The sequence below is a fragment of the Rhodococcus sp. 05-339-2 genome, from assembly GCF_002258965.1.
Classification (GTDB): Bacteria; Actinomycetota; Actinomycetes; order Mycobacteriales; family Mycobacteriaceae; genus Rhodococcoides.
This window is the reverse complement of record NZ_NOYW01000016.1, coordinates 516,797-536,842: the sequence shown is the minus strand read 5'-3', so window position 1 is coordinate 536,842 and position 20,046 is coordinate 516,797. Positions and strand designations below refer to the sequence as shown.

Genomic DNA, 20,046 nt, shown 5'->3' with positions numbered 1-20,046 from the left:
GCTACCCCAGCCAGTCCAGCACGGCCGCGGCCGTCCAGGATTGCTGCATGCTGCCGAGCGGCTTTCCGGTGAACGGCTCGTAGTACTCGGCGAAGCTGCCGTCGCTGGCCTGACGCAAGCCTTCGTCTCGCAACGACAGTGACCGCTCCGACCACCCACGACGCGCGAACGCCCACGAGAACAGCCACGTCATCACCGGCCACACCGGCCCGCGCCAGTACTCACGGGCACGGAAATCCTTCGACACCGGGGACGTGGACGGCGGAACGGCATAGCGCAGATCCGGGTGCCCGCAGAACCGCGTGCCCTCGAAGATGCGGATCAAGTTTCGTTCCTGTTCGCGGGGCAGTCCGCCGCACAGCAACGGGGCGAACATCGCGATCGTCTCGGTGCCGATCCACTGGCCCGTCCGCAGATCGAAGTCACGGGCCCCACCGGAGCGCGCATCCGTCGTCGCGATGACGCCCTTGCGGAACTTCTCCGCCCACGACCGCAACTCCCGAACATCGGAGTGGGGACGTGAATGGTCCTCGCCGATGGTCGCGAGCACATCGCATGCCACCGCGAAGATGGCGCTGACGAACACGTCCTCGACGGCGAAGCTCATCTTCGTCTTCAATGCATCGTCGTCGTACCCGACCTGCTTCATCTCCTCCACCAGCCAGATGTAGCGGTCGTACTCAAGATTGCTCGGCCGCTGGGAGGCGTCGGAGATCACCGCCTTGTCCTCTCGGAAGTACGGATCCATCTCTCCGGGAACCACATTCGCATAGGCCGAATCCCAACGAGGCGAATTGTCCATCCCCGACTCCCAGCCGTGGAAGACCGCGATCCGTCCGTTGTCGTCGACATCGCGGGCCTGAGCGAGCCAGCGATGCCACCGCACCAGATCACCCCAGCGGCGGTCGAGGAACTCCTCGGCGACGGCACGCGTCGTACGGCCGTGGCGCTTGGAATGATCGAGGATGCGCTGCACCGCGATCGCATGCACCGGCGGTTGAGTGATCCCCGAGGTCTGCGGGCTCATCGGTGCGTGCGACGCGAGCGTGCCCGTCGCCCACCGCGCAGGACCGGGGAAGTAGCCGTCGACACCGTTGGCGAAGACGATGTGCGGGATCATCCCGTTCTTCCACTGCGCGGAGAGCAAGGTGTCCATCTCCACCACGGCCCGCTCCACGCTCAGCGGAGCCAACCCGACCGAGACGAACGCCGCATCCCAGCTCCACATGTGCGGATACAGTCGCGGGGCCGCGCTGGTCATGGTGCCCAGGTCGTTGCCCCTGAGCAGATATGCCGCGCGCGCCGCCAACTGCGTGGAAGTGAAACCTCGATCGCCCATGCAGACAGTTTGCGTCCGCGCGCGTGATTCCGCTCGTTTGAAATCGAGGACCGAACCTGTCCTCGATTGTTTCTAGTGTGGGATTCACCAGCCCATCCAGGAGGAAACGATGACCACCGAGAACACCGACATCACCAGAATGCTCGACGAACAGCGCGCGAACTTTCTCATCACCGTCCGCGGCATCAGCGACGAGCAGGCGCGTACCCGCACGACCGCCAGCGAACTCACCCTCGGCGGACTGCTGCATCACGTGATCAGCAACGAACGGCACTGGATGAAGGTGATCGCCGAACTCGACGACACGGCCGAGTTCGACATGGAGTCCGCCGGCGGCGAATACGTCATGGCGGACGACGAGACTGTCGCAGGGCTCATCACCGAGTGGGAAGAGGTGGCGCGCTCCACCACCGATGCCTTGGCGACGTTGGATCTGAATCTGTCCGTCCCGGTCCCGACGGCACCCTGGGCACCCGAACGCATCTGGCAGAGCGCACGATTCACGGTGCTGCACATCCTGCGCGAAATCTCGCAGCATGCGGGGCACGCGGACATCATTCGCGAGGAACTCGACGGAGCGAACACCACCCGGACCTGGGCATCCGAGGCGGGTATGAGCTTCTAGATAGTCTGGCTTCATGACTCCTACTGCGCTGGTGACCGGGGCAAGCCGTGGCCTCGGGGCCCACATCGCCCGATTGCTCGCCCCGGATCACCACGTCCTGCTCGGCGGACGATCGGCCGAGTCTCTCGAGGCCGTCTCGTCGGAACTGTCGGGAGCCACCCCGTGGCCGGTGGAACTGACCGATCCCGACGCGGTGGCCGCAGCCGCGTCGGGCATCGATTCTCTCGACGTGTTGGTGCACAACGCCGGAGTCGCAGCGCTGGGCACCGTCGAGGAGTCGACGGCGGAGGACTGGCGGCGACAGTACGAGGTGAACGTCGTCGCCGTCGTCGAGCTGACTCGGCTGCTCCTACCGGCGCTGCGGAAGGCCAACGGCCATGTGGTGCTGATCAATTCGGGTGCCGGCATTCGCGCGAACCCGGGGTGGGGCGGCTACGCGGCGAGCAAGTTCGCCTTGCGCGCATTCGGTGATGCACTGCGACAGGAGGAGCCGACGCTTCGTGTGACCTCGGTTCATCCCGGACGTATCGACACCGAGATGCAGCGCGAGATCGTCGCACACGAGGGTGGGGAGTACGACGGCTCGAAGTTCCTGCAACCCAGTACCGTCGCCCTCGCGGTGCGCAACGCCATCGATACCCCCGCCGATGCTCACCCCACGGAACTGGTGCTGCGCACCAGGTGAGCAGAAGTGCCCTCGGCCGTTGCGCAGGCTCCACTCCGGCCTCGTAGGAGGGGATGAAATCTCCGATCGCGTTCAGAGGTCGTCGAGCGTCACGATGCCGTCCTGCAGTGCCCGGGCGACCAGTGCAGCCTTCGTCGGAGCCGCTCTACCCACGCGGGAGTACTTGTCGCGGATTCGCGTCAGGTGCGTGTTGACGGTTCCCAGTGCGATGTGAAGACGGGCCCCGACGTCGACTTTGGAGTCGCAGTCCAGCCAAGCCTTCAGGACGGTGACCTCACGCTCTGTCAATCCGGGAGATGCGTACACCGGCACCGCCTGCGGCGGTGTCCTCTGCACTCGCACCGGAGGGTGCGTGGAACGTGTCAGGGGCTGCCTGGTGCCGAGTGGTGCCAGAGCTCGCGGCTGTGTGGGGGGTCGATGACCGATCACCACCATGTGTGCCTCCTCGCGATATCGGCCGTCACCCGAACTCTCGGCCCGTGTGCATCTGATCACGGCGCGTGAATCCCCTGCAACACAAACCAATTCGACTCAGGTCTCCATCAGAGTGTTCCAACTAACCTCACGTGTAGTTGGTTGTAAACCATGCGGGCGACACACTCGGATTGCTATGGTTCGAGGTCCATTCCGGAGCTGTGCAGTCTGTAGAGGCGGTAGTCGTTGAACACCAGGCCGACCCCGCGCGAGCAGTTCCTTCGGACCGGCTACCGGCTTCTGGACGAACTCGACACCACCGATCTGGCGCGATCGCTCTCCATCGCGGCCGTCGTGGACGGTGCCGGTCTGTCCCATCAGACCTTCCACAACGCCTACCCCGGCAACTCACGCAGCGGTGGCTCCGGCGGCAAAGAGGCGTTCGTCGCGGATCTGCTGGACAACCTGACCGTCAATTACAGCGGAACCGTCTCACCCACCGACCCGCCGACGGGATGGCGCGACGCGGCTGCCCCGGTGTCGGCCCTGTTCGACGACCTGACGTCGGGATTGATGCGGCGCCGACTCATCGCCGTCCTGTTCGCAGCCGACCACGACGGAGCCCGCAAGGCAGTCACCCCGGAATTCGAACGGCTCGATGCAGACCTCCGCACAGTGGTGGGTCAGGCGATCCAGGCCCAGGGTGGGTCCGTGCGTCGGCCGTTGTCCTTGACGTCCCTGTCCACTGCCCTGGGCGCACTCCTCGACGGCTACGCGCTCCGTGAGATGCTCACGCCCGGTTCGGTTGCCACGGACGAGGTATCCGACGCAGTCACCTCGATCCTGCGGTGGGCCATCGACCCGGTGCACTCCGATCGGATTGCACCCGAACCCGACCCCGTCGATGCGCTCGAGGGTGCCGCTTCCCTTCGCCCGGATCTGGAGGCCGACGTCATCGCGGCTACGGAAACGCTCTTCCTCGACAACGGCTACTTCCTGGTCACGCTCGCCGACATCGCCGCAGCGGCGAAGATCCGGGTCGACGATCTTCGCCGCCTGTTTCCCAGCAAGGTCGACATCATCGTCGCCGCACTGAAACCCGAGTTCGATCGCGTCCTACGGTTGCGCCGCGCCGACGAACGCCTCGGAATCGAGCCCGCAGTCGCACTGCAACGGACCCTGATCTCGCTGGGAGACTTCGTGATCGACAACCGCGCGATGAGCTCGGGGATGCTCCTCGCCCTGAGCTTCGAGCAGTTCCAGCATCCGAGCACGATCACGACCGTCATCGAGAACCTCTACCTCCCCGCTGCCGTCGTCCCCATCCTCGAACGCGGACGCGAAACCGGTGTGTTCAGCGACGAGGCACCCGCACCCGAGGTGGCGATCATGCTGACCAACAACGTTCTCTTCCGATGCCTGACGCGTCCCACCGAAACGGCGTCGGACGTCGTCGCCGGTGTGCTGCGAGTACTGATGCCGGGCGTCTCGACCAGGACGCCCTGACATCACCCGGCCCGAGGGTGCGTCGTAGGTCTGGAACTCGGTCTGCGAAAGTCCTACGGTTGTGTCATGGCACTGTCGAAGGCAGAACGCGAAGAATTTCTGGCCGAGTCTCACGTCGCCGCGCTGTCCGTCTCCGCGGGCCCGGATCGTGGTCCGTTGACCGTCCCCATCTGGTACGACTACACACCTGGCGGCCAGGCCTGGGTTCTCACCGGAAAGACGTCCAGGAAAGCCGAATCGATCAGGGCTGCACAGCGTTTCACGCTCATGATCGAGCAGACGAATCCGACCATCAAATACGTGTCCGTCGAGGGACCGGTTGCGCGGGAAGAGCCGAGTACGTCGGAGCTACTACGCGCCATGGCTGCGCGCTACCTACCGCCGGAGAAGGTCGACGGCTATCTCGAAATGGCCGCCAGCGAGCACGAAGAGAACGTGGTGTTCTACCTGCAGCCGGAGCATTGGCTGTCGGCCGATCTGGGCGCGATCTGAGGTAGCGTGCCGGTAGCGACTTCCCGAATCAGGTGGTCGGTGTCAGGGCGTTGCCGGGCGGGACGGTCGCACAGTTGCTGTGCGTCGGCCCACCGCCGAACCGCTCGGTCAGGAACTGCAGGCTCTGCGCCTCGAACACCGGGAACGCATCGCTGTGCGTCAGGCCGTCGTACTGTGCGTACTGTACATCGACGCCCCGCCCGCAGTATGCGTACGCCAGCCCCTGCACGTCGCCGGTGATCATGATCGTGTCGCCGATCGGATCGGCGTGCCCGACAGCGAGGAACATCGGCGTTCGCGGAGTGCCCTGACTGCCCATGATGTTGTCGTCGATCGCCGCCACGACCTCGGGTACGTCCAGCAGTGAGGTGTACGGGGCCTTGACCATCGACGCGTCGGTGAGCGTCGGATAGTCGTCGGCGAACTGCGCGATGCACTCCTGGTCGACCTGATCGATGACCTCGAGGCCGTAGTCGGAGATGAAACTGTTCAGGTCGAGGCCGTATGCACGTTCGTAGGCGACGACCAGTGCCGGGATGACACCCGCCCACTGCTTGTTTCCGCTGACGTACGGCAGGTTGTGAGCCAGGTCGACCGGCAGCCCGCCGGCCGCCGCACCGACGAGGTTCAGCTCGGGGGCGTACTCGGGAGCAATCTCGGCACCCCACTGCGTCGGCACCGATCCGCCGGAGTACCCGACCATGCCGACGGGCGTGCTCGACGGAAGCCCCAGGAAGGACTGGGCCGCACGAACGCCGTCCAGCGCTGCGTAGCCCGACTGCCGCCCGATCGTCCACTCGAGCTCCTCACCCTCGTAATCCGGTACGACGACGGTGTAGCCGGCTGCGAGGTAGCCGGCAATGACTGTCTGTTCCGCGCCGGCAATGGGACTCGTCGACCCGCCGCTGAGCGTGTACGAGGGATTGCACTGAGAGCCGAGCGCGTCGTAGGCCATGTGGTACGAGACGATCCGCGTCGGCCCGGGAACCAAGGGCCGCAGCACAGTTACGACCGTGACGACGCCGTCACCCTGCTGGTCGGTGGTTCGGTACAGAACCTGGCTACCCGTGATCGGCGTCGGCTGGCTGGGGGTACGGAACGTCATGGGCCTCGACCGAAGGACCGTTCCCGGGGAGACGTCCAGCCCGCCGTCCCACTCGTAGAACGGATCATCGGCCGGAGCCGGTGAGCCGGGTCCCGGATCTGCTTGTGCCACAGGGACACTGACGAATGACGCGGACCCGAGGAGTAGAACGACCGAGGCCATCAGCCTCATTGCAAAGCCTCTACCAGCCAGTGACATGGAACAATTAAACCTCCGCGAACTCGAAGTCATGGACGGAATCACCGCGATTTTCGTCCATAACTTCGAGCTGGGCGGGGACTACTTCAGGACGATGTTCACCATGCGACCCGGGATCACGATGATCTTGGTCGGGGCCTTGCCGTCGAGCAGGGCCACGATTTTCTCGTCGGCCAGCGCAGTCTTCTCGACGTCGTCCTTCGTCGCATCTGCGGGAACGGTAATGCGGCTGCGGACCTTGCCGTTGACCTGGATGGGGTAGTCGACGGTATCGGCGACGAGCCACTTCTTCTCCACGCGCGGGAAAGGCCCGTGCGCCAACGACTTCTCGTGACCGAGCTTGCTCCACAGTTCCTCGGACAGGTGCGGTGCCAGCGGAGCGAGCATCAGGATCAGCGGCTCGACGACCCCGCGCGGCGCACCGTCGGGGTACGCCTTGGTGATGTGGTTGGTCAGCTCGATCAGCTTGGCGCCGGCCGTATTGTCGCGCAGCGCAGCGTAATCCGCGTGCACACCGTCGATCACGCGGTTGAGTACCCGCAACGTGTCCTCGGTGGGCTTGGCGTCGGTGACGCGGACCTCGCCGGTCACCTCGTCGAGCACCAGTCGCCACACCCGCTGCAGGAAGCGCTGCGCGCCGACGACATCCTTGGTCGCCCACGGCCGCGAGGTGTACAGCGGTCCCATCGACATCTCGTAGAAGCGCAGGGTGTCGGCACCGTACTCGGCGAAGATCTCGTCGGGGGAGACCGAGTTCTTCAGCGACTTACCCATCTTTCCGTACTCACGGTTGACGGGCTGGTCCTGATAGAAGTAGCCACCGTCGCGCTCGATCACCTCGGCCGCGGGCACGTAGACGCCGCGAGCGTCGGTGAAAGCGTAGGCCTGGATGTAGCCCTGGTTGTAGAGGCGACGGTACGGCTCGCTCGAGCTGACGTGGCCCAGATCGAACAACACCTTGTGCCAGAAGCGCGAGTACAGCAGGTGCAGCACCGCATGCTCGACGCCACCGACGTAGAGATCGACTCCGCCGGGATCGTGGGGTCCGTGGATCTCCGGACGCGGTCCGACCCAGTACTTCTCGTTCTCCGGGTCGGCGAAGGCCTCGGAGTTGGTGGGGTCGATGTAGCGCAGCTGGTACCAGGAGCTGCCGGCCCACTGCGGCATCACGTTGGTGTCGCGGGTGTAGGTCTGCAGCCCGTCGCCCAGATCGAGTTCTACCTCGACCCATTCGCTGGCCTTGGCCAGGGGCGGGGACGGCTCGGAGCCCGCGTCGTCGGGATCGAACGACACAGGTGCGTAGTTCTCGACCTCCGGAAGTTCCACCGGCAGAGCAGAATCCGGCAGCCCGTGCGGGTTGCCCTCTGCGTCCCAGACGATCGGGAAGGGCTCGCCCCAGTAACGCTGGCGAGCGAACAGCCAGTCGCGCAGCTTGTACTGAATGGTGCCGCGGCCGGTGCCGTCGGCTTTAAGTCGCGCGATGACGGCGGCCTTGGCCTCGTCCACCGGCAGTCCGTCCAGGAACTCGGAGTTCACCAGCTCACCGTCGCCGACGTATGCGGCCTCGGTGACGTCTCCGCCCGAGATGACCTCGCGCACAGGCAGATCGAACGCGGTGGCGAACTCCCAGTCGCGTGCGTCGTGTCCGGGGACGGCCATGATCGCGCCGGTGCCGTAGCCGGTCAGCACGTAGTCGGCGATGAACACCGGCACCTGCTCACCGTTGACCGGGTTCTTCACGTAGGCACCGATGAAGACGCCGGTCTTCTCCTTGTTCTCCTGCCGCTCCAGATCGGACTTGGCCGCGATCGAACCGCGATATGCGGCAACGGCTTCCGCGGGGGTTGCGGCTCCGCCGGTCCACTTGTCGGAGACGTCCGCCGGCCACTCGGGAGCAACCAACTCGTCGACCAGTTCGTGCTCGGGGGCGAGCACCACGTAAGTGGCACCGAACAGCGTGTCCGGTCGAGTGGTGAACACCTCGATGTTCGAGAAGGAGACCTGCGCACCGCGGGAGCGCCCGATCCAGTTGCGCTGCATGGTCTTGACCTTCTCGGGCCAATCCAGGTACTCGAGATCGTCGACCAAGCGGTCCGAGTACGCGGTGATCCGCATCATCCACTGCCGCAGGTTCTTTCGGAACACCGGGAAGTTTCCACGATCGCTGCGTCCGTCGGCGGTGACCTCCTCGTTGGCGAGCACCGTACCCAGACCGGGGCACCAGTTGACCATCGAGTTGGACTCGTACACCAGACGGAAACCGTCGATCACCTCGCGGCGTTCACCGACGGTCAGCGACTCCCAGGAGCGGCCGTCGTCGAGGGTCCGCTCGCCCGAGGCGAAGGCCGCCTCCAGCTCGGAGATCGGACGCGCCTTGTTCTGATCGACGTCGAACCAGGCATTGAAGATCTGCAGGAAGATCCACTGCGTCCAGTGGTAGAAGTCGACGTCCGTCGTCGCCAGGGACCGTCGGCGATCGTGCCCGAGACCCAGCCGACGCAGTTGGCGTCGCATGTTGGTGATGTTGTCCTCGGTGGTGCTGCGCGGGTGCGTGCCCGTCTGCACGGCGTACTGCTCGGCCGGCAGACCGAATGCGTCGTAACCCAGCGCGTGCAGCACGTTGCGGCCCTGCATGCGGTGATAGCGCGCGAAGACGTCGGTGGCGATGTAGCCGAGGGGGTGACCGACATGCAGCCCACTGCCCGAGGGGTACGGGAACATGTCCTGGACGAACAGCTTGTCCTTCGGGACGTCTCCGGCGAGGCTTCCGACCGGATTGGGCGCGTCGAAAGTGCCCTGCGTCTCCCACAGGTCCTGCCACTGCTCCTCGATGTGCCCGGCGAGTTCGGCCGTGTAGCGGTACTCGGGGGCGGACTCGGTGGGTGCTTCAACGGAATCGGTCACACCTACCAGCCTAAAGTGTGACGCGGCCCGCCTGGTACCAGGACCTCGCTGCGCCGTATCCTGGCCAGGTGGTCATCGTCTCGGTTGTGTTGTTCGTGCTCGCCCTCGTCGTCGGCGCTGTCGCTGTCGCGTCACTGCTGGGCCGGCTGCCACGCAACCGTTTCGCGGGTGTCCGCACCGCCGAGGCCATGCGTGACGACGAGACGTTCACCCTCGCCAACCGCGTCGCAGGCCCCACCACCGCCGCATCGGCCCTGGTACTGGCCATCGGCGCCGTGGCCGCTCTCGCACTGAGCGGCATCGCCGCTGTCGTCGGCGTCGTCGTTGCCCTCGTGGCCGCGCTGTTCATCGCCGCAGCCGGCGGGACCATCGGGGCCCGCGCAGCAGCGGCCGTTCCGCCACCCGCCGAGGCCGACGGATGCGGAAGCTCGTGCATCTCGTGCAGCCTCAAGGACGCCTGCCAGCCGAGCTGAGCCGAGCAGATGAAATCGAGGGCTGCCCGCACGTTCGATCCCGCCGGGGTCGTCTTCGGTGTCCTCGGACCTCTGGTCGTCGCTGCTCTCGGTCTCGTCCTCGCGTACCTGTGGCAGGACCGTCTGCCGGAGCAGGTCGCCACGCACTTCAGCGGCACCGAACCCGACGACTTCGCCGACCCGCTCTCCAACGCCTGGACCCTCGCCATCGTGATCGTGCTGGTGGGCGGCGGGTGCAGTGCCGTCGCATCATTGGCTCGGGTGCTGCTGATCATGCGTCGCACGATGCTGATCATCGGGCTGACCGTCGTCGGGACCATCGGTGTTCTGCAGATCGCGACCCTCGTCCGTGAACTGGACATGGCCACCGCGCAGAGCGTCACCATCCCCGGTTGGGCCATGGCGGTGGGAACCGTCGCCGGCTTCGCGGCCGGACTGTTCGGCGCATCGCGGCTGCGCGACCACCGCGAGCGCGTTCTCGCCACCTCGCCGCCGCACTCCGATCTGCCGCGGTGCAGTCCCGAATTGCCCCTGGTCGTCCATGTCGGTGCCAGTCGAATCGCCGGCACGACCGTCGCGGCGGTATCTCTGGCAGGCGCTGCTCTGACGTGCTACCTGTCCAGCTCGCTGTGGCCGATCTTCCTGTTCGCCCCGCTGACGATTCTCATCCTGTCTCTGCTGCGCTTCACCGTGCACGTCGACAGCGACGGCCTGTACGTATCGAGTCTGGGAATGGCCGCGTTCGACTACGACATCGACGAGATCACCGGCTCGTCCGTTCGGACGGTGGACCCGTCGAAGGAGTTCGGTGGTTGGGGTCTACGGGCCAAGGGACGCGGCAACTACGCCGTCGCCACCGAAGCCGGGCCCGCAGCCTTCGTCACGTTCGCGAACGGGGACCGGCTCACCATCGGGTCTGCCGACGCGGCGATCATCGCGGGAACCCTCAACACCCTCACCGATCGGACCCGCAGCGCCACGATGGATTAAGTTAGCCGAGTGAAGTTGTTGCGGGATACCGTGCTGGATCCCTTCCTGCTGGGCATCTTCGCGGTCGCCGCGCTGGCAAGCCTCTTCCCTGCCACCGGCACGGCGGAGGACGTCCTTGGCTGGATCACGCGCATCGCCATCGCACTGCTGTTCCTCATCTACGGAGCGCGGCTCTCGCCGCGCGACGCCTGGGACGGCGTCAAACACTGGCGGCTGCACTCGGTGATCCTGGCGTGCACGTACCTGCTGTTCCCCGCGCTCGGGCTTGCGCTGCGGATTCTCGTTCCCGGCGTGATCAGTGACGACCTCTACACCGGAATCCTGTTTCTGTGTCTGGTCCCCTCGACCGTCCAATCCTCGATCGCCTTCACCTCCATCGCCCGCGGCAACGTCGCCGGAGCTGTCGTGAGTGCATCGTTCTCCAACATCATCGGCGTGTTCGTCACCCCACTGCTGGTGATCGCCCTGATGACCACCACGGGTTCCGTGACCATCGACCCCGGCTCGGTACTCGATATCGCTCTGCAACTGCTGCTTCCGTTCGCCGTCGGTCAGCTGATCCGGCCCTGGGTGACCGGATGGCTCACCCGACACAGCGCGCCGACGAAACTCGTCGACCGCGGTTCGATCCTGCTGGTGGTCTTCGCCGCCTTCAGCGAATCGATGAACCAGAACGTGTGGTCGTCGGTAGCGGTGTGGCGCATCGGCTTCGTCGTCGCCGTGTGCGCCGCGTTGCTCGCCCTGGTGCTCACGATCACCTGGTACGGAGGCAAGTTGTTGGGCTTCACGTTCGAGGATCGGTTGGTGCTGCTGTTCTGCGGATCCAAGAAGAGTCTGGCCAGCGGGCTACCGATGGCGGCGGTGCTGTTCGTCGGCCAACCCGTCGGACTGATCGTGCTGCCGCTGTTGATCTTCCACCAGATTCAGCTGATGGTGTGCACCGTGATCGCGCAGCATTTCGCGCGACGGCCGGAATCGGAACTGGGCCCCGTGGCCCGCGTCGCGGACTAGATTGAGTACCAGTCGAGAAATCGGGAGAAGACGATGACCAGGAAACTGCACACCGACGGCGTCGTCTCTGCCGCCTACACCGGCCGCCTCGCCACCAATCCCGTACCCGCACTGCGACTTCCCGAGGACCAACTCGACCCGGAAGCCGCATACCGCTACATCCACGACGAACTGATGCTCGACGGCAGCTCGCGCCTGAATCTGGCGACGTTCGTCACCACGTGGATGGATCCGCAGGCCGAGAAGCTCATGGCGGAGACGTTCGACAAGAACATGATCGACAAGGACGAATACCCGTCCACCGCGGCCATCGAGGAGCGCTGCGTCAACATCGTCGCCGATCTGTTCCACGCGCCCGGACTCGACCGAAAGGACCCGTCGTCGGCCACCGGCGTGTCGACCATCGGGTCCAGTGAGGCCGTCATGCTGGCCGGGTTGGCACTCAAGTGGCGCTGGCGAGCCAAGGGCACCGGAACGGCCGCGCCGAATCTGGTGTTGGGCAGCAACGTTCAGGTGGTGTGGGAGAAGTTCTGCCGCTACTTCGACGTCGAGCCCAAGTACCTGCCCGTCGAACGTGGACGCTACGTCATCACCCCCGAGCAGGTTCGGGATGCAGTGGACGAGAACACCATCGGCGTCGTCGCGATTCTCGGCACCACGTTCACCGGCGAACTCGAACCGGTGCAGGAGATCTGTGCGGAACTGGACAGGATCGCGTCGAGCGGAGGCCCGGACGTCCCGGTCCATGTCGATGCGGCCAGCGGCGGCTTCGTCGTTCCGTTCCTCGACCCGGAACTCGAATGGGACTTCCGGTTGCCGCGGGTCAAGTCGATCAATGCCAGCGGCCACAAGTACGGATTGACCTATCCGGGAATCGGATTCGCAGTCTGGCGCACCAAGCAAGATCTTCCCGAGGACCTCGTGTTCCGGGTCAACTATCTCGGCGGAGACATGCCCACCTTCACCCTGAATTTCTCCAGGCCGGGAAATCAGGTGATCGGGCAGTACTACAACTTCCTGCGACTCGGCAGATCCGGATACACCGACATCATGAAAGCACTGCGCGACACGGCCGTTCGTGTGAGCAGGCATCTCGACGAACATCCCGACGTCAAGGTCGTCACCGACGGATCTGCGCTCCCGGTGCTGTCGTTCATGCTGAAGGATCATTGCAACTTCACGGTCTTCGACGTCTCCCACGAACTACGCGCCCGTGGATGGCAGGTGCCGGCATACACGATGCCCGACCACGCCACCGACGTCGCAGTTCTCAGAGTCGTTGTCCGAGAAGGATTCAGCGCGGATCTGGGCAGAATGCTGTGCAGCGCCATCGACGAAGTGATCGACGGACTGAAATCAGGCGGGCACTCGAACGCGAGGGCCTTCTCCCACTGAGTGCCTGCGGCAGTGGTGCGGTTGAGTGCCCTGGGTGGCACCTGACCGCACCACTGCGTAGCACTCAGTTCCGGTCGACGTCTATCGGATGGGATGCCAGCAGCGCCAACGGCATCGGCTGCCGACGCAACACATGGGCCCACAGGTCGATGCGTGGTGGACCGATCACATCGGATGGCAAGGCAGACAACACCATCCAGTCTTCCCGGTCCAGTTCACCTTCGAGCTGGCCGAACGTCCACCCCGAGTACCCGGCGAAGATGCGGACACCTTCGACCAGTGGGGCGATATCGGCAGGATCGGAATCGAGATCGACCATCACCACTCGGCCGTCGACGCGTCGTAGACCGGCAACACCGTCGAGCGACACGCCGGTCCGCAGCGTCGCCAGGCACAGCGCCGAATCGCGCTTGACCGGGCCACCGACGTACAGCGCCTGCGGCTTGGCGGCCAGCTCGGACCAGTTGGGCAGCACGTTCTGCACCGCGGTGTCGCTGGGACGGTTGATCACGACACCGAGGCTGCCCGCATCGTTGTGTTCGATGATGTAGATGACGGTGCGCCGAAACGTGGGCTCCACCAGTTCGATGGACGACACCAACAGGCTACCTGGGCGGACATCGCGCAAGGCCGATGTCGTCTGGTCCTCGGGTTCCTCCGCATGCGATGCCACGCTAGCCATTGTGGCACCGCGCACCCGCCGATGTGGCACAAGCACCGCGGCCAGTTTCCATGGGTCGTTCCGCGGGCTCCACTCCCGCCTCGGCCCTACCGGAGCCCGGCGATCTCGGTGAGAAGTCCCAACTGATACTCGAACAAGTCGTCCCTGTTGGCGAACGTCGTGGCACCGTACTGATCGAACACGTCGAAGCTGATGGCCCCGAACAGCGACGCCCACACCATGACTCCCAGTGCGATCAGCCCGTCGGGCAGATCCGTCTCCATCTGCGCACGGATGTCCTCGAAGCTTCCGTGCAGTGACGCCAGCTCCGGCGGATCGGCCTCGACGTCCGGTCGACGTGTCTGCCACGCCGAGTGCAGGACTGCCACCAACGTGGTGATCACGCGCGTGCCCGGCCCGGTGGTCTGCTCCGCGGGCGCGTGATAGCCGGGCACCGGGCTGCCGAACAGCAACGCGTAGCGCGCCGGCTCCCGCAGTCCCCACTGTCGAACCGTCCGGCCGAGCGCGAGGAACTTCTCCCTGGGAGTGTCCACCGCGTCCACCGCCGCGTCGACAGCGTCCCCGAGCTCGGTGTATCCGTCGACGACGAGCAGGGTCAGCAGCTCGTCACGGCTGGCGACGTACCGGTAGACGGCGGAGGACACGACGCCGAGGTCCCGGGCGACTGCCCGCAGCGACAGGGCCGCGGCACCGTCGGCGGCCAGGTGCTCGCGTCCGATCCGCGTGATGTCGGCCAAGGTCTGCGCACGGGCTCGGGTGCGGGGGGTGCTCGCCATGGCTCTCACAGTAACTGCCGCTCTTTTTGGAGAGCACTGCTCTTGCTTTATTGCCGCCGCGGGTGCACACTCGATACATCAGAGAGCACCGCTCTCGTTTACCGAATTGGAGCAGTCATGACCGAACTACACGTCGTCACCGGAGCCGGGCCCGTCGGCTGGACCGTCGCCGAACAACTTGCTGCACAAGGCCACTCGGTGCGCGTCCTCACCCGGTCGGGTAGCGGACCGGATCATCCGATGATCGAACGCCGCGCCGTCGACATCGAATCCGACGATCTTCGACCCCATCTGAGCGGTGCCACCGCGATCTACCACTGCACCCACGTCGCCTACGAGGACAAGGTGTGGCGGGACAAGCTCGAATCGATGGAAAAGCGGGTGCTCGACGCGGCCGCGGGCACCGTCGTCGCGTTCCCCGAAAGTCTCTACGCCTACGGCCGGGTCGACGGACCGATCCGCGAGGACTCGCCCCGAGACGCGACGTTCCGGAAATTGGGAGTACGTACCGAGCTCCTCGCTGCGCGTGATGCGCACGCGACCCCCACCGTCAGCGTCGCCGCCTCGGATTTTTACGGACCGCGCGTGCTGACCTCCCACATGGGGGAGCGGGTGATTGCGCCCATCCTGGCCGGCAAGCCGATCCGCGTCGTCGCCTCCGCCGATCTACCCCACTCGTTCACCTACGTCCCGGATCTGGCAGCCGCGATGATCACCGCCGCGGCGTCGCCATCGCTGTGGAACACCGTCCTGCATGCCCCGACAGCTCCCGCGGTATCGCAGCGATCCATGATCGAGATGTTCTCCGCTGCAGCTGGACTCACCGCACCGAAGGTCGGCGTCATTCCGGCCTGGGTGATGCGCGCGCTGAGGCTGGTGCCGGGCCCGATGAAGGAACTCGGCGACACGCTGTATCAGTTCCGCTACCCCTATGTCCTCGACTCGAGCCGCAGCGAGAGCATCCTGGGGCAGCAGCCCACCTCACTCGTCGACGGTACGGCCGCCACGATGGCGTGGTGGGCCTCGACTCCCGCTGTCTCCGTATGACGCGCGGGGGCTAGAGTCCCGTCGGTGAGCGACGCGTCCTTCCGTACCCGACTGCGCCGGTCCCCGGGAGTCGGCAAGCTGACCACAGTTCGGTTCGCCGGTCAGTTCGGCGACGGGTTGTTCCAGGCCGCGCTCAGCGGTGCCATTCTGTTCAACCCGGAGCGTGCGACGAACCCGGCCGAGATCGCGGCCGGATTCGCGGTGTTGCTCGTCCCGTATTCAGTGATCGGACCGTTCGCCGGGGCATTGCTCGACCGCTGGGATCGCCGCTCGGTCCTGCTGTGGGCCAACTTGATTCGCATCGTTCTGATCATGGCCACGGCAGGACTGCTGTGCAGTGGGGTCGATTCCACACCACTGCTTCTGCTGGCGCTGGCCACCGTGGGGCTCAGCCGGTTCGTGCTCGCCGGAGCGTCGGCGTCGCTTCCTCACGTGGTTCGGCAGTCGTGGCTGGTGCCGATGAACTCGGTCCTTGCAACCGTCGGCTCCGGTTTCGCCGCCGCGGGTGCCGGCCTGGCTGTCGCGGTGATCGGCGTCGTCGGTGCCGGCGATGTCGGCTCGGGGATCGCCGTGGGTCTGGCGGCCACCGGCTCGGTCGCAGGCGCTCTCGCGGCGGCACGGTTTCGGCCCCGATCACTGGGACCGGGAACCCCGAGCCGAACCGACAGTACTGTGAAAGACGTTGCGACAGGATTGAAATCGGGCGCACAGGCAGTCTGGCGCTCGGCCGGCGTCACGACCGCGATGATCGGCATCGGTGCACACCGCATCGTGTTCGGCATCAACACCCTGATCATGGTGTTGATTCTTCGCGAGACGACAGCGAGCAGCTTGCCCGGCGGACTCGCCGGCTTCGGCATAGCCGTGGGTGCCACCGCCACCGGCATGTTCCTCGCTGCTGTCATCACCCCCTTCGTCGTTCCCCGGTTGGGGCGCACCCGCACGATTGCCGCCGCTCTCGTGCTCGCCATCGCGGCGCAGCTCGGAGCCGTCTCCGCCCTGACGCAGACCAGCTTGCTGATCGGAGCCTTCCTCCTGGGCATCGCCGGGCAGACCGTCAAGCTCAGCGGGGACGCCGCCATGCAGATCGAGATCGACGACGCCCACCGCGGACGCGTCTTCGCGTTGCAGGACACCGTGTTCAACGTGGCATTCGTCTCTGCCCTCGCCGCTGCGGCCTTCGCCGTCGGCCCCGACACGACCGATCTGAGCCAGGACCCCAGCGCACACACGCTGGTGTTCGTCGGGGCGGGAATCTATACCCTCGGCCTGGCCGCAGCGGTGATCGACACCAGGCGCGCACGCCTCTGACGTGGTGTATCTTCTCGTACCGGACCGATGAGTATCGTCGGAGATCACGGGGGCAACACATGCAGGGCCGTACGACATCGCTCGGCTGCATACTGGCAGTTGCTGCAGGTACGGCCGTCCTTGCTGCGCCCCCGGCGTTCGCAGCCCCGCCGCCGCCGGTGAACTCTTGTGGGGAAACCGGTTTCGACCCCAAGGACTACCCACCCGCGCCCATCGGACCCGGCAATCCACCGCAGTTGCCGCCGTTGCCGGACCGCGTGGTGATCCCCGTGCCGTACCCGTCGATCGAACTCGTGCCGGTGCCCGACCCGGCCCCGAACAACACCCGCGTACCGGCCGATGTGCTGACCGACCCGTGTGCGGACCCGTGCCCCGATCTCACCGACGACACCGATTCACCGGCATCGGGCTCCGCAGACCATCTGCCGTTCCCCCGCATCGAGGTCGACCCGCAACCCGAAACCATTCCCATCCCGATCCCCGGCCCCGGCGGTACCCCGGGAACCCCGCCGCCCGCTCCCGCCGTTTCCCCAGCAGAGCCCGGACCCACGACGATGCCACCCGCGGCACCTGCCGTCGGACACGTCGAGGTCGTCTCGCAGGTGACCGGACCGGGATCGGAGAACCGCACCGACAAGCGCTGGCAGGTCGACGGCACCGATCTCGGCATCATGTGGGAGAGCAAGCCCGGCGAGATCGCAGTGGCATTCGGCGATTCGTTCGGCAAAGGGTGGGAATTCGGCGTCGTCGGCGGCGACGACTGGCGATCCAACGCACTGGGACACAGCACCGACACCGACCTGTCCGACGGCATGACCCTGGACTCGATGGTGCAGGACTCGCGTTGCCACGCAGCCGAACTGCTGCCCTCGCGCAAGATCGAGAACTGGGAGACCACGGTCATCCCCACCTCCGGGTTCGCGATCGCCGATCGGCAGTACATGTCCTACATGTCCATTCGACGCTGGAGCACGATCCCCGGCATGTGGTGGACCAACTACGGCGGTATCGCCTACTCGGACGACAACGGGTCCACCTGGGTCAAGGACGAGCATGCCAAGTGGGACAACGTCTTCGGCTTCTCGAAGTTCCAGGTTTCGACGATGGTCCCGGCGGGGGAGTACGTGTACATGTTCGGCACCGTCAACGGTCGCGTCGGACAGGTCGGGCTCGCGCGCGTCCCGAAGGCGGACGTGCTGAACAAGACGGCCTACCAGTACTGGGTGAACGGCACCTGGGCTCCCGTCGGCTCGAACGAGGCCACCCCCATCGCCGACGGTATGGCCGGGGAACTGTCGGTCCATCACGACGAGGCCCGTGACCTCTGGCGGATGACGTATCTCGATCCACTGCGCGGCGATATCGTTCTGCGCGAGGCGAATTCGCCGCAGGGACAGTGGACCGCGCCGGCCACCCTGATCGACACCGCCGAGTACCCGAAGACCTATGGCGGCTTCGTTCACCCGTGGTCGACGGCGGACGAGCTGTACTTCACCGTCTCGGAGTGGGACAGCTACAACGTCTATCTGGTCAAGGCCGAGCTGCGCTCGTCGTGAGCGGAAATTCGTAGTGGGCTAAGAACTTTCGCGCACGTGCGCGGGACGCGCCTAGTGGGTGGGCCACCACTCGAGCAGCGCGGCCTCGGCCTCCTCGCGAGAGAGCGGTCCCCGATCCAGGCGCAGTTCTTTCAGGTACTTCCAGGCCTTGCCCACATCAGGTCCGGCCGGGATGTTCAGCAACTCCATGATCGCGTTGCCGTCGAGGTCGGGCCGCACCCGAGCCAGGTCCTCCTGCTCGGCGATACGGGCGATGCGTTCTTCCAGGTCGTCGTAGGTGGCCTGGAGCGCCGCAGCTCGTCGCTTGTTTCTCGTCGTCGAATCCGCGCGAACCAGCTTGTGCAGCTTGGGAAGTAGCTCGCCGGCATCGGTGGCGTAGCGGCGGACGGCAGAGTCGGTCCACTGACCCTTGCCGTAGCCGTGGAACCGCAGGTGCAGGAACACCAGATGCGAGACGTCCTCGATCATCTTCTTCGAATACTTCAAGGCGCGCATACGCTTTCGCACCAGCTTGGCACCCACGACCTCGTGGTGATGGAAGCTGACTCCGCCGCCCGGCTCGTTGCGTTTGGTGTCGGGCTTGCCGATGTCGTGCAGCAGAGCAGCCCAACGCAATACGAGATCCGGATCGCCGTCCTCCAGGTCGATCGCCTGCTTCAGCACGGTCAACGAGTGCGAGTACACGTCCTTGTGCTGGTGGTGCTCGTCGATCTCGAGCTTCATGTTGGGCACCTCGGGAAGGATGCGCTGCGCCAGACCCGTCTCGCACATCACGTCGATGCCGTCGATCGGGTGCGCGCCGAGGATCAGCTTGTCCAGCTCCACCTGGATTCGCTCGGCGGTGATGCGATCGATCTGATCCGCCAAGTCCTCGATGGCTCGGTGCACCCGAGGCATCAGCGAGAAGCCCAGCTGGGAGACGAACCGCGCAGCCCGCAGCATCCGCAACGGATCGTCGCCGAACGAGACCTCCGGTGCCGACGGGGTATCGAGAACGCCCTCGAGCAGCGCATCCATCCCGCCGAGCGGATCGACGAATTCCTGGGCGCCGTCGGCTCCGAGACGCACCGCCATGGCGTTGACCGTGAAATCGCGGCGCACGAGATCCTCTTCGAGGCTGTTGCCGTACTGCACCTCGGGATTACGGGAGACCTGATCGTAGGAGTCGGTGCGATAGGTGGTGATCTCGATCGTCTGACCGTCCTTGGCCGCACTGATCGTCCCGAACGCGATGCCGGTGTCCCACTGATGGTCCGCCCAGCCCGACAGCAACGCCTGAACGTCCTCGGGCCTGGCGTCGGTGGTGAAATCCAGATCGGTTCCGAGTCGGCCGAGAACTGCGTCGCGCACCGTGCCGCCCACGAGGTACAGCTCGTGCCCGGCTGCGGCGAACAAGGTACCGAGCGGAGTCAACACCGGAGCGAGTTCGCGCAGCGTCACAGCAGCTCCCGCCAGCAACCTCTCCCGGCGGGCATCGGTGTGCTCGGCGGAAACGGAGGACAGGGACTGATCGGCCACGGTGGAAGAGCCTACTTGC

The 20,046-nt window shown here is 65.6% G+C and carries 18 protein-coding genes; 11 read left to right on the top strand and 7 right to left on the bottom strand.

What is annotated here, in order from left to right; genetic code table 11:
* Position 1: 1 nt before the first annotated feature.
* Positions 2-1,339, bottom strand: a complete 1,338-nt coding sequence (gene ggh, locus CH273_RS16190) for a glucosylglycerate hydrolase (protein ID WP_032396956.1) — start codon at positions 1,337-1,339, stop codon at positions 2-4.
* A 109-nt stretch (positions 1,340-1,448) separates the two neighbouring features.
* Here ggh and CH273_RS16185 point away from each other — a divergent pair, with 109 nt between their 5' ends.
* Both CH273_RS16185 and CH273_RS16180 read left to right on the top strand, forming a co-directional pair.
* Positions 1,449-1,964 carry a DinB family protein gene (locus CH273_RS16185; RefSeq protein ID WP_032396957.1) on the top strand — a complete coding sequence of 172 codons (516 nt, stop codon included), beginning with the start codon at positions 1,449-1,451 and terminating at the stop codon, positions 1,962-1,964.
* Positions 1,965-1,977: 13 nt separating this feature from the next.
* Positions 1,978-2,649, top strand: coding sequence for an SDR family oxidoreductase (locus CH273_RS16180; protein WP_032396958.1), 672 nt, complete (start codon positions 1,978-1,980; stop codon positions 2,647-2,649).
* Between the two features lie 72 nt (positions 2,650-2,721).
* Here the strand turns inward: CH273_RS16180 and CH273_RS28210 are convergent, their stop codons facing one another.
* Complete coding sequence (locus tag CH273_RS28210; protein ID WP_371828381.1) at positions 2,722-2,955, bottom strand: LuxR C-terminal-related transcriptional regulator; 234 nt, start codon at positions 2,953-2,955, stop codon at positions 2,722-2,724.
* A gap of 354 nt (positions 2,956-3,309) precedes the next feature.
* Here CH273_RS28210 and CH273_RS16170 point away from each other — a divergent pair, with 354 nt between their 5' ends.
* Together CH273_RS16170 and CH273_RS16165 are read left to right on the top strand one after the other, a co-directional pair.
* Positions 3,310-4,569, top strand: coding sequence for a TetR/AcrR family transcriptional regulator (locus CH273_RS16170; protein WP_032396959.1), 1,260 nt, complete (start codon positions 3,310-3,312; stop codon positions 4,567-4,569).
* 66 nt (positions 4,570-4,635) lie between these two features.
* Positions 4,636-5,061 carry a pyridoxamine 5'-phosphate oxidase family protein gene (locus CH273_RS16165; protein ID WP_032396960.1) on the top strand — a complete coding sequence of 142 codons (426 nt, stop codon included), beginning with the start codon at positions 4,636-4,638 and terminating at the stop codon, positions 5,059-5,061.
* A gap of 28 nt (positions 5,062-5,089) precedes the next feature.
* Here CH273_RS16165 and CH273_RS16160 read toward each other — a convergent pair whose 3' ends face one another.
* Both CH273_RS16160 and leuS read right to left on the bottom strand, forming a co-directional pair.
* Complete coding sequence (locus CH273_RS16160; protein ID WP_179275490.1) at positions 5,090-6,328, bottom strand: lipase family protein; 1,239 nt, start codon at positions 6,326-6,328, stop codon at positions 5,090-5,092.
* A 117-nt stretch (positions 6,329-6,445) separates the two neighbouring features.
* Entirely contained in the window at positions 6,446-9,268 is a 2,823-nt protein-coding gene (gene leuS / locus CH273_RS16155) for a leucine--tRNA ligase (RefSeq protein ID WP_032396962.1), read from the bottom strand.
* Between the two features lie 68 nt (positions 9,269-9,336).
* Here leuS and CH273_RS16150 point away from each other — a divergent pair, with 68 nt between their 5' ends.
* The 4 genes from CH273_RS16150 to CH273_RS16135 are packed head-to-tail and all read left to right on the top strand — an operon-like array spanning position 9,337 to position 13,137.
* On the top strand, positions 9,337-9,741 hold the full coding sequence (locus CH273_RS16150) for an SdpI family protein (RefSeq protein WP_032397343.1): 405 nt from the start codon (positions 9,337-9,339) through the stop codon (positions 9,739-9,741).
* A gap of 9 nt (positions 9,742-9,750) precedes the next feature.
* Positions 9,751-10,731: a DUF1648 domain-containing protein gene (locus tag CH273_RS16145; RefSeq protein WP_032396963.1), complete on the top strand. Its 981-nt coding sequence runs from the start codon at positions 9,751-9,753 to the stop codon at positions 10,729-10,731.
* Between the two features lie 9 nt (positions 10,732-10,740).
* Positions 10,741-11,742: a bile acid:sodium symporter family protein gene (locus CH273_RS16140; protein WP_032396964.1), complete on the top strand. Its 1,002-nt coding sequence runs from the start codon at positions 10,741-10,743 to the stop codon at positions 11,740-11,742.
* Positions 11,743-11,775: 33 nt separating this feature from the next.
* The gene (locus CH273_RS16135; RefSeq protein ID WP_032396965.1) at positions 11,776-13,137 is read left to right on the top strand and encodes a glutamate decarboxylase; all 1,362 of its coding nucleotides are present in this window, start codon (positions 11,776-11,778) and stop codon (positions 13,135-13,137) included.
* Positions 13,138-13,201: 64 nt separating this feature from the next.
* On the opposite strand, the gene CH273_RS16130 is transcribed toward CH273_RS16135, so the two are convergent.
* Together CH273_RS16130 and CH273_RS16125 are read right to left on the bottom strand one after the other, a co-directional pair.
* Positions 13,202-13,819, bottom strand: coding sequence for a YqgE/AlgH family protein (locus CH273_RS16130; protein WP_032396966.1), 618 nt, complete (start codon positions 13,817-13,819; stop codon positions 13,202-13,204).
* Positions 13,820-13,905: 86 nt separating this feature from the next.
* Complete coding sequence (locus tag CH273_RS16125; RefSeq protein ID WP_032396967.1) at positions 13,906-14,595, bottom strand: TetR/AcrR family transcriptional regulator; 690 nt, start codon at positions 14,593-14,595, stop codon at positions 13,906-13,908.
* Between the two features lie 117 nt (positions 14,596-14,712).
* Here CH273_RS16125 and CH273_RS16120 point away from each other — a divergent pair, with 117 nt between their 5' ends.
* From CH273_RS16120 to CH273_RS16110, 3 genes are read left to right on the top strand one after another with little or no spacing between them, the layout of a single operon-like run.
* Positions 14,713-15,642 carry an NAD-dependent epimerase/dehydratase family protein gene (locus tag CH273_RS16120; protein ID WP_032396968.1) on the top strand — a complete coding sequence of 310 codons (930 nt, stop codon included), beginning with the start codon at positions 14,713-14,715 and terminating at the stop codon, positions 15,640-15,642.
* Positions 15,643-15,666: 24 nt separating this feature from the next.
* Complete coding sequence (locus CH273_RS16115) at positions 15,667-16,953, top strand: MFS transporter (protein ID WP_032396969.1); 1,287 nt, start codon at positions 15,667-15,669, stop codon at positions 16,951-16,953.
* A gap of 59 nt (positions 16,954-17,012) precedes the next feature.
* Positions 17,013-18,509, top strand: coding sequence for a DUF4185 domain-containing protein (locus CH273_RS16110; protein WP_032396970.1), 1,497 nt, complete (start codon positions 17,013-17,015; stop codon positions 18,507-18,509).
* Between the two features lie 51 nt (positions 18,510-18,560).
* Here the strand turns inward: CH273_RS16110 and CH273_RS16105 are convergent, their stop codons facing one another.
* The gene (locus tag CH273_RS16105) at positions 18,561-20,027 is read right to left on the bottom strand and encodes a CCA tRNA nucleotidyltransferase (RefSeq protein WP_032396971.1); all 1,467 of its coding nucleotides are present in this window, start codon (positions 20,025-20,027) and stop codon (positions 18,561-18,563) included.
* Between the last annotated feature and the right edge of the window lie 19 nt (positions 20,028-20,046).

Coding starts and splice junctions, on each gene's coding strand:
- ggh (WP_032396956.1), bottom strand. CDS start 1,339: ATGGGCGATCGAGGTTTCACTTCCACGCAGTTGGCGGCGCGCGCGGCA.
- CH273_RS16185 (WP_032396957.1), top strand. CDS start 1,449: ATGACCACCGAGAACACCGACATCACCAGAATGCTCGACGAACAGCGC.
- CH273_RS16180 (WP_032396958.1), top strand. CDS start 1,978: ATGACTCCTACTGCGCTGGTGACCGGGGCAAGCCGTGGCCTCGGGGCC.
- CH273_RS16165 (WP_032396960.1), top strand. CDS start 4,636: ATGGCACTGTCGAAGGCAGAACGCGAAGAATTTCTGGCCGAGTCTCAC.
- CH273_RS16160 (WP_179275490.1), bottom strand. CDS start 6,328: ATGGCCTCGGTCGTTCTACTCCTCGGGTCCGCGTCATTCGTCAGTGTC.
- CH273_RS16145 (WP_032396963.1), top strand. CDS start 9,751: ATGAAATCGAGGGCTGCCCGCACGTTCGATCCCGCCGGGGTCGTCTTC.
- CH273_RS16135 (WP_032396965.1), top strand. CDS start 11,776: ATGACCAGGAAACTGCACACCGACGGCGTCGTCTCTGCCGCCTACACC.
- CH273_RS16130 (WP_032396966.1), bottom strand. CDS start 13,819: ATGGCTAGCGTGGCATCGCATGCGGAGGAACCCGAGGACCAGACGACA.
- CH273_RS16125 (WP_032396967.1), bottom strand. CDS start 14,595: ATGGCGAGCACCCCCCGCACCCGAGCCCGTGCGCAGACCTTGGCCGAC.
- CH273_RS16120 (WP_032396968.1), top strand. CDS start 14,713: ATGACCGAACTACACGTCGTCACCGGAGCCGGGCCCGTCGGCTGGACC.
- CH273_RS16110 (WP_032396970.1), top strand. CDS start 17,013: ATGCAGGGCCGTACGACATCGCTCGGCTGCATACTGGCAGTTGCTGCA.